The following is a 3520-nucleotide window of genomic DNA, read 5'->3' as shown; positions in this document are numbered from 1 at the left end:
CTTATTTCCCCAGGTACCGAGCGTATGTTCATTGATTTCGGCAAGGCCGGCTACATCCGAAAAGCGAGACAACAGCCGCATAAAGTTAAACAGGTTATCCAAAAGATTCAAACAGACGGACTTCAACCCACCATAGAAGCGATACGGGCCAAGCTAGAACAGCCTGTGGCGCTTGGTTACTGCAATGCCGGGGTTGTCACGGATATGGGTTCGGATGCCCGGAAATACGGCTTCAAAATTGGTGACCAGGTGGTTTCCAATGGTCCTCATGCAGAGATGGTCTGTGTACCTCCGAACCTTTGCGCGTTGATGCCGGATGGCGTCGGCATTGAAGATGCATCCTTCACTATTCTCGGTGCTATTGCCATGCAGGGTGTTAGGCTGGCAAAGCCTACCATAGGCGAGTGTTTCGTGGTTACCGGCCTGGGGCTTGTCGGTCTTCTGACGGTTCAGCTCCTTCGGGCGAACGGCTGCCGGGTTTTGGGAATTGATCTTAATTCACAAAAATGTGCCCTGGCGAGAAGCTTTGGCGCGGAAACCGTTGATCTCTCTAATGGAGAGGACCCTTTAGGCAGGGCAGAGAAATTTTCAAGAGGCCGGGGCGTTGACGGGGTAATACTGGCTGCCGCCACGAAAAGTAATGAACCTGTTCAGCAGGCAACCGTTATGTGCCGTAAGCGAGGACGTATTGTTCTGGTGGGTGTGACAGGCCTAAATTTATCACGTGATAGTTTTTTTAAGAAAGAGATCTCTTTTCAGGTTTCCTGCTCTTATGGCCCAGGACGTTATGATCCTGAATATGAAGAAAACGGCAATGATTATCCTGTAGGTTATGTCCGCTGGACGGAGCAGCGTAATTTTGAGGCTGTTCTGGATTTGATGGCGGAGGGCAAAATAGACGTGAGTCCCCTGGTCAGCCACAGGTTCCGATTCGAGGATGCGGAAAAGGCGTATTCCCTGATTGCTGAAAACAACGAAGCATATGTCGGCATTGTTTTGAATTATGACTCCGAAACCGGGAATTCCCCGGATTCAGGGATTGAAACGGCCTGGAAAACCATTGAGTTAAAAAACAGGAATAAAATATCATTTGATAGCTGTAAACCAACGGTGGGGCTGATCGGTGCCGGGGATTTTACCGCCAGGGTAATACTCCCCGCCTTGAAAAAGACAGGGGTTCGACTCAAGACAATCGCTTCAAGTGGCGGCGTGTCCGGCACGCACCTGGGAAATAAATTCGGTTTTGAGAAAAGTACCACTGACTCGGAAATCATTTTCTCAGATTCGGAAATCAACACTGTATTCATCACCACACGTCATAATAGTCACTTTCGTTTCGTATTGGAAGCACTAAATGCAGGGAAACATGTTTTTGTTGAAAAGCCTCTTTGTTTATCAATCGGAGAATTAGATAAAATTTGTGAGGCCCACAAATCATGCGGCTCGAAAGTTGTTCTTGTCGGCTTTAATCGCCGTTTTGCCCCTCATATCCGAAAAATGAAAAGCCTGATCTCGGCCATGCATGAACCCAAGGCCATGATAATGACCGTGAATGCAGGCATGATCCCGATCGATCACTGGACTCAGGATCCAAACGTAGGGGGGGGGAGGATCATTGGTGAAGTGTGCCACTTCATTGACCTTCTCAGATTTCTTGCTGGAAGCGAAATCGTTAGTTATGAAAAAATGAAGTTGGAATCCGGGACGCGAGACACATTGAGTATTCAACTCGGTTTTGCGGACGGATCCATCGGTACGGTACATTATCTTTCCATTGGGAATAAGGGATTTCCAAAAGAACGTCTGGAAATTTTCTGCGCCGGCCGCATTTTACAGATGGATAACTTCAGGAAACTCAGAGGATATGGCTGGCCTAATTTTAAGAAAATGAACTTATTCAGCCAGAACAAGGGACATGAAGAGGAAGTGAAACAATTCATTGACTCAATAAAAGACGGTAAATCCGCTCCGATTCCATTCGAGGAAATAGTGGAAACCACCAAAATTTCTCTGAATCTTGCCTCAGATTGACGCAACATGCTGAATTTTCAAAAATCACTCTTATATTTCAATACCATCAGGCATTTGAGAGCAGTCCAAATTTACGGCAGGTTATGGCATAAGTTTTATAGCCCAGCGCCTAATCTTGATCCTCCCCCAGAAAAGGGCCTTGCGGTCGGGCATTGGGAAGCTCCGGCCCTTCGAGAGCAATCTCTTTACGGACCATATCGTTTTCGCATGCTCAACCGGGAACACTCCCTAAAGGAAAAAGATGGGTGGGAGCCACCGGAAGCTACCAAGCTCTGGCTTTACCATCTGCATTATTTCGATGATCTAACAGCCTTTAATTTTCATAAAAGGAGTAGTTGGCATAAGGATTTAATTAATCGTTGGATAAAAGAAAATCCACCCGTTTCTGGAATCGGATGGGAATCCTACCCCTTGAGCAGAAGGATCATAAACTGGATCAAGGCGGATCTCACGAAACCTCTATTAGACGGCGCGGCTCTCCATAGCCTGGCGGTGCAGACGCGTTATCTGACAAAGCGGTGTGAACACCATATTCAGGGCAATCATTTGTTTGTGAACGCCAAGGCATTGGTTTTTGCAGGTCTTTACTTTGGGGGACGGCTCGGAAACGGGGAGGCGGGTTCCTGGTTGAGACAGGGATTGAAAATTATCAACAGGGAATTGACGGAACAGATCAGACCCGATGGCAGTCACTATGAACAATCTCCCATGTACCATGCTCTTTTGTTTGAAGACCTTCTGGATATGATCAATATTGGGCGGGCATATGGATGGGATAAATGTAAAGCGTGGGAATCGACAGCCGGCCGTATGTTTGCTTTTCTGAATGCAGTTTGTCATCCTGATGGACAGATATGCCTTTTTAATGATGCTGCTTTCAACATGGCTCCGGCTCCGGAAGAGTTGGCGGATTATGCTTGTCGCATGGGGATCAGGCCGAATGAATGCGCAACCGTTGGCCCTGGATTTCGGCACTACCGGAATTCCGGTATGGTCCGCTTGCAACTGGGCGCCTGGACGATATTTTTCGATACCGGTCCCATAGGGCCGGACCACATACCCGGTCACGCACACGCGGATAATCTCACCTTGGAGTTTTCATACCGGGATAAGAGAATAATAGTCGATACCGGTTCAGGCGAATATGGAAATTCTCCAGAGCGTTTGAGACAACGTAGTACCGCCTCCCATAATACAGTTGTATTGGACGGTCAAAATTCAAGTGAAGTCTGGTCAGGCTTTCGGGTTGCGCGAAGAGCCGTGCCATTAGATATCGCGCATGTTGAGAAACGCGGCAACACTCTTATATGTGAAATCTGTTATAAAGTCTGCGGACGACTTAAAAATCATATCTATCACCGGCGGACTCTTTATCTAAACGAAGAGAAGTTTACTGTTGAGGATGAAATTGTCGGAAAGGGTAATCATCAAATTGAAATATTCTGGCATTTTCATCCACAGATTACATTGAAAAAAAAAGATGAATTCT

2 protein-coding genes are annotated in these 3520 nt (G+C 46.9%); both read left to right on the top strand.

Going from position 1 to position 3520, the window contains the following annotated elements:
- On the top strand, nt 1-2031 hold a 2031-nt coding region (locus tag JRI95_16630), incomplete at its 5' end, for a bi-domain-containing oxidoreductase (GenBank protein MBW2063170.1).
- Nucleotides 2032-2037: 6 nt separating this feature from the next.
- Nucleotides 2038-3520: alginate lyase family protein (locus tag JRI95_16625; GenBank protein MBW2063169.1), on the top strand; the 1483-nt coding region annotated here is incomplete at its 3' end.

The sequence above is a fragment of the Deltaproteobacteria bacterium genome, from assembly GCA_019308995.1.
Taxonomy (GTDB): Bacteria; Desulfobacterota; Desulfarculia; order Adiutricales; family JAFDHD01; genus JAFDHD01.
Note: the sequence above shows the minus strand (reverse complement) of the source record. Positions and strands in the feature narration are given on the sequence as shown.